This is a genomic window from Psychrilyobacter piezotolerans (genome assembly GCF_003391055.1).
Lineage (GTDB): Bacteria > Fusobacteriota > Fusobacteriia > Fusobacteriales > Fusobacteriaceae > Psychrilyobacter > Psychrilyobacter piezotolerans.
On sequence record NZ_QUAJ01000055.1, the window covers coordinates 1 to 5,837 of the forward strand.

Consider the following 5,837-nt stretch of genomic DNA (forward strand, 5'->3'; position numbering starts at 1 on the left):
CTTAAAAAAAGCTTTTAGGTTGTCGTTGGTAAGAATATCTTTAAGTGTAATAGTAGTCATAATAGTTATTATACCAAAAACCCCCAAGATGGGGGCTGGGGGTTGAAGAAGCGTTAGCTTTTTTTTATTTAACAACCAGCCTTCCCTTCATCTCTTTATGACCTGAACCACAGAATACAGAGCATCTTATTTCATAGATACCAGGTTTAGGAGCTGTAAATTCTCCCTCTCTAGGTCTGCCCTTTTTAACTTTGAGATCAAAATTTATTTCCGGGATTTTAAATCCATGTTCTGTATCCCTGGTAGAGAGTTTTATCCTTACCCTTTCTCCACTGTTTACAACAATAACATTGGGAGAATAAGAATATCTAAAAGATTCAACCTTTACGACTCTAACACCAGAAATTATCTCACCGGAGAGATTATAGGCTGAAAAGTCTGTTTTTTGAGTAACAGCAAAACTGAGAATAGAAATAATAAAAATAAATAAAAATACCAATTTTTTCATAATTTTTCCTCCTTGTATTTTTCTAAAATATAAATTGCTTTATTGATTTTACCCTGTATAAACTAAAAATCCTTTAAAATTAATTTAGAAGACATGGAGAAGATATTCTAGTATAATACTAAAATAAACATAAATTGAGGAGGAACATATGAATTTTACATCACTTTTTTTTATCTCCATAGGGTTAGCCATGGATGCATTTGCAGTATCATTGACCGAGGGGATATCTCTCAGAAAATTATGCATTAAATCTATATTTCGGGTGGCCTTGGTATTTGGAATCTTTCAAGGAATTATGCCGCTGTTAGGCTGGGCAATAGGAGGGTTATTTTATGATAAAATAGCTAAGTTTGATCACTGGGTAGCCTTTGGGCTCCTTGCTTTTATAGGTATCAAGATGATAATAGATGCCAGGGAGTTTGGGAAATGTGACATCCATGGAAATTGTGAGAAAACTTCTAATATAATAGTTTTAGGAATAGCTACCAGTATCGATGCATTGGCAGTTGGATTTACCTTTTCACTCCTACCAGGGCTGAATATTTATTTTTCCATAGCTATAATAGGAGTTATTACTTTTATTTTATCCTCTGCAGGAGTTTATCTGGGAAATAAAGTGGGACAACTATTAGGAGCTAAGGCGGAATATGCAGGAGGAATCATCCTTATAGGGATGGGGATTAATATACTGATACAACATTTAACATAAAATAAAAAAACCTCAGAATCTTCTGAGGTTTTTTTTTATTTCTTATAAGTTAACTTCTTTGTTGATAACGATTTTCTTTCCTGCTTTTCTCCAGTCAGCAAATTCAGCTACAGCTGTAAATAATGCGTCTGTTGAAGAGTTAAGACCAGTTTCTACTGAATCCTGGATTACTCCGATTACAAATCCTACTCCAACTACCTGCATTGCCACTTCATTTGGGATACCAAATAAGCTACAAGCTAATGGGATAAGAAGTAATGATCCACCTGCTACACCAGATGCTCCACAAGCACTGACAGCCGATAAGATACTTAAGATAAGAGCCGTTCCGAAGTCTACATGGATACCTAATGTATGTACTGCTGCAAGAGTTAATACAGATATTGTGATAGCTGCTCCTGCCATGTTAATAGTAGCTCCTAAAGGGATAGATACAGAATACATGTCTTTATCTAATCCTAATTCCTCACATAATTCCATGTTTACCGGGATATTTGCAGCCGAACTTCTAGTGAAGAAAGCTGTAATTCCGCTTTGCTTTAAACATCTGAATACTAATGGATAAGGGTTTTGTCTCATCATGATAAATGCGATAACCGGGTTTACTACCAGTGCCATAAATGCCATAGATCCTAATAATAATGCTAATAATTTACCGTAAGCTCCTAATGAAGCTAGTCCACTAGTTGCAATTGAATTGAATACTAATCCCATGATACCAAATGGTGCTAAATGAATAACCCATCTTACAACTTGAGATAGTGCGTTTGAAAAGTCTGTGATCATTGTTTTAGTAGAAGCCGGTGCATGCTTTAATGCTATTCCTAACAATAATGCCCAAACTAAGATTCCGATATAGTTAGCGTTAGCAAGTGCATGTATTGGATTGTCTACAACGTTCATCAATAATGTTTTTAATACTTCACTTACACCACTTGGAGGAGATACATTTTCTACTCCCTTTCCTAAAGCGATAGTTACCGGGAATATGAAACTTCCTACTACGGCAACTACACCGGCTAAGAATGTTCCGATAAGATAAAGACTGATAACAGATTTCATATTTGTTTTTTGACCAGGTTTATGCTGTGATACTGCTGACATTACCAGGAAAAATACTAAGATAGGTGCTACTGCTTTTAGTGCTCCTACGAATAATGATCCCAATAATTCAACTGGTTTTGCTGCGTCTGGTACAGCGATTGCTAATACGATACCGACGATAAGACCAACAATTATTCTTTTTACTAAACTTAATTGATTCCACTTACTAAACATAATTTTACCACCTTATAAATTTATTTGTGTACCCTACCTAGATAATTAATCCACTTTAATTTTTTTTTTTTGAAATATTGATCTGATAGGCTACTTTTTTATTTGATAATATAATACCATACTTTCAGTTTAATTTAAAGTTAAAACGTAATAAAAAAGGTTTTTTAGTACGATAAAAAGACAAAAGTTGTATTTTTTGTATTTTCATAATTAAAAAAAGTAACTTTTTTGAAAAAAATACTATTTTTTAATAACGTTTTATAAAAAGATTAAAAAAAATTAATTTATTTTTTTCATTAAACTGAAAAAATATATAAAAAAGGAGTTAAATAAAAGACTTAACTCCTAAATAATATAAAATTATTTCATTATTTTTTCTCCGGCTCTCTTTCCAAAAACTAAGATGTCAGTTATTGCATTTCCGCCTAGTCTATTTGTTCCGTGAATACCACCTACAATCTCTCCTGCAGCATAAAGACCTTTTATTATATTTCCTTCAATATCTAGAACTTCATTCCTGCTATTTATCCTTATTCCACCCATGGTATGATGAACCGCTGGTGCGACAGTTTGAATATAAAAAGGTCCTTTTTCTATCTTTACAAGGTTTCCTCTTCTATTAAACTCTTGATCTTTGCCATTTTCCACAGAGGAATTATAGGTGTTTATAGTCTCCTTCAGTGTGTCTAAATTTATATCCAGTTTTTTACTGCATTCCTCTATACTACCCTCTATAAATAAATCAGCTCTTTTTAAGCTGTTTACCTCTGCTTTATTTTCAGTTGTTCTATTTGCAACAGCTTCTACTTCCTGTGCCCATACAAGGTATCCGACTCCTCCATTTTGAGCTAGGATAGCTTGAGAGACTACGTCTCTTCTCTCTAATTCTTCTACAAATCTTTTTCCTGATCTATTGACCAGGATTGCACCATCAAACCTGGAACCGCCTACATGGGATAATGCCCCGGTTAGAGGGTTAGCAATAGGAAAGGTCTGTATATATGACATATGGACAAAATCTACTCCAATTTTTTCACACATGAGGTGACCGTCTCCGGTTATCCCGCTTTGATTAGTTGTTTTATATCTTTCATCCAGCTCAGGGTTATATTTTTTTCTCATCTCTATATTTCCAGAGAACCCCCCTGTTGCAAAGATTACACCTCTGCTGCCAAAAAATTCTACCGTCTTTCCTTCACTAACAGCACAAATACCAATGACTTCATTATCCTTTGTTATTATCTCCTTGGCTTCCACTCCTGTTCTGATCTCTACACCCAGATTTTCAGCTTTTTTTCTTAATTTAGAGATCAATTCTACGGCATATTTACCTTTAAATACCGCTGCTCTTGGAACAGTATGCCCTCCAAAATGAATAAGTTCATCTTTTTTAAATTCTACCCCGACTTCTTCCTTGAGCCACTTATATGTATCCAGGGCATTTTCAGACAAGATCTTAAATAATTCTTTATTGTTCTCACCATCTCCTCCAACAAGAGCGTCGTTGTAGTAGAGTTCAGAATTGTCTTCTATTTTTTTAGCCTTCTGAGCATCACTTCCAGGAATGTTTATTCCACCCATGGATACCAATGTGTTCCCGCCAACGGCTGCCATCTTTTCAAGAAGGACAACCTTTGCCCCTAAGTTTGATGCTGAAATTGCAGCACTTAGACCTGCTCCGCCACCACCAACAATGACTATATCAAAATTTTCAGAAGGTTTGAATTTATTTTTGGTGACAAAAATCTTATCCAGATTTTCTGCACCTTTAACTTCTTTAATTAAAGTATCTTTATCCTCTCCAGAAAGGACAAGGGCATTCATAACAGCTTCCTTTATCCCACGGGAACTCATAGAACATCCCTTTACATTGGGAACCATTATGGTATTTTTTTCTATTATTTCAGCAGGAACAAGATTAAAAGCAGGTTCTGAAATTACCGGTGTTTCATTATGTGATAAAAATTCAATACTATGAATTTTACCGTGAAGGACCGTGACCAAAGCCTCAATCTCTCCTGCATACCCAATACCAATACCTTTAAATGAACCATCTTTATATTTTTTCATATTATTTACTCCTTAAATTAATTTATTACTAACCTTTCGCGATGGTGCACGCATTAAGAATTACATCTTAATATTATTGTGGGCTTCGTAAGCGCGAAATATCAGTTTATTATATATTCACAACCATATAGTACGATATCGTACTATACAAGATATAGTATATCATATAAGGAAAATAAGTCAATTAATTTTTATATAACTTCTTATCAAGGATCCTGTACTTAATTTGATATCTGGGTTATTATATATGTATAATAATATTTAAGTATATATATGAATAATAATATTCAGGTGGTGTTTATGAGAACAGATATAGTAATAGGAATAATATCAAATATCAGAGAAAAGAGTGCTCAGTTTATAAATGGTGAGCTAAAGGAAAGGGAGATCTCCGGACTTATCAATAGTCATGGAACTATCCTATCTGCCATGTATGATAATGATGGTGTGATGACAATGAATGGAATAGCTAAATTTATAGGGAAAAGAAAGTCTACAGTAACTGATATGGTAAAAAAATTAGAAAAATTAGGTTATATAAGTCGTCAAAAAAGTAAAAGCGATGCCAGGGTGACAGAGGTAAGTCTTACAGAAAAAGGATGGGATTTTAGGGATACCTTTAAAGAAATTAGTGCAGAGCTTCTGGAAAAAACCTATGCCGGCTTTACAGAAGAGGAAAAGGAAGTTTTGATGGGGTTATTGTTAAAAATCAGAAAAAATTTTAAAGACTAAAAATCTTCTGGAATAGCCTTAAAACTATTAACTTTTTTAGTTTTTTGAGGAGATTTAGGGAGTTTTACAGGAATTAAGCCAGGGACTTAACTCCTCTCACAGTCATTTCATCAGCTTCAAATAAGTACGTTATATTTAAATGTAAATGGGAAGAAACATATTCTTCCTTTTTTTATGTCTATCTAATGTGCGTATTTCAAGGGAAAAGATATCTTTTGATATAGGTATAATATTATTGAGGCCGCTTTTTTCCTTAACTTCCTTTGTGGCTGCAGTGAATAGACCTTTTTCTCCTATCACCATCTCTTCATAAGATTATTTTATCTTCTTTTAGCACTGTTTTTTACAATAAATAAAAAGGAAAAGATCTAACCTCCTTGTACAAAATATTGTAGAAATATAATATTTTGTACAAGGAGCATTCCTGTATAATAAAAAAGTAAATGGTTGAAAAAAAAAGATACCTCGATGTAAAATTAAGACGACTAAACCCTAATATTTTACGGAGGTATCCACATGAAGTTTAACCAAAATAGCAAA

At 33.7% G+C, this 5,837-nt stretch carries 5 protein-coding genes; 2 read left to right on the forward strand and 3 right to left on the reverse strand.

The features are described from left to right. Positions 1 to 124: 124 nt before the first annotated feature. Positions 125 to 508: a cupredoxin domain-containing protein gene (locus DYH56_RS15385; protein WP_114643747.1), complete on the reverse strand. Its 384-nt coding sequence runs from the start codon at positions 506 to 508 to the stop codon at positions 125 to 127. A 148-nt stretch (positions 509 to 656) separates the two neighbouring features. Between DYH56_RS15385 and DYH56_RS15390 the strand changes: the two genes are divergently transcribed. After that, on the forward strand, positions 657 to 1,217 hold the full coding sequence (locus DYH56_RS15390) for a manganese efflux pump MntP (RefSeq protein ID WP_114643748.1): 561 nt from the start codon (positions 657 to 659) through the stop codon (positions 1,215 to 1,217). A gap of 42 nt (positions 1,218 to 1,259) precedes the next feature. Here the strand turns inward: DYH56_RS15390 and sstT are convergent, their stop codons facing one another. Beyond that, the gene (sstT, locus tag DYH56_RS15395) at positions 1,260 to 2,495 is read right to left on the reverse strand and encodes a serine/threonine transporter SstT (RefSeq protein ID WP_114643749.1); all 1,236 of its coding nucleotides are present in this window, start codon (positions 2,493 to 2,495) and stop codon (positions 1,260 to 1,262) included. Positions 2,496 to 2,855: 360 nt separating this feature from the next. Beyond that, positions 2,856 to 4,565, reverse strand: coding sequence for a flavocytochrome c (locus tag DYH56_RS15400; protein WP_114643750.1), 1,710 nt, complete (start codon positions 4,563 to 4,565; stop codon positions 2,856 to 2,858). Between the two features lie 300 nt (positions 4,566 to 4,865). Between DYH56_RS15400 and DYH56_RS15405 the strand changes: the two genes are divergently transcribed. After that, positions 4,866 to 5,297: a MarR family winged helix-turn-helix transcriptional regulator gene (locus DYH56_RS15405; protein ID WP_114643751.1), complete on the forward strand. Its 432-nt coding sequence runs from the start codon at positions 4,866 to 4,868 to the stop codon at positions 5,295 to 5,297. The last annotated feature ends 540 nt before the right edge of the window (positions 5,298 to 5,837 follow it).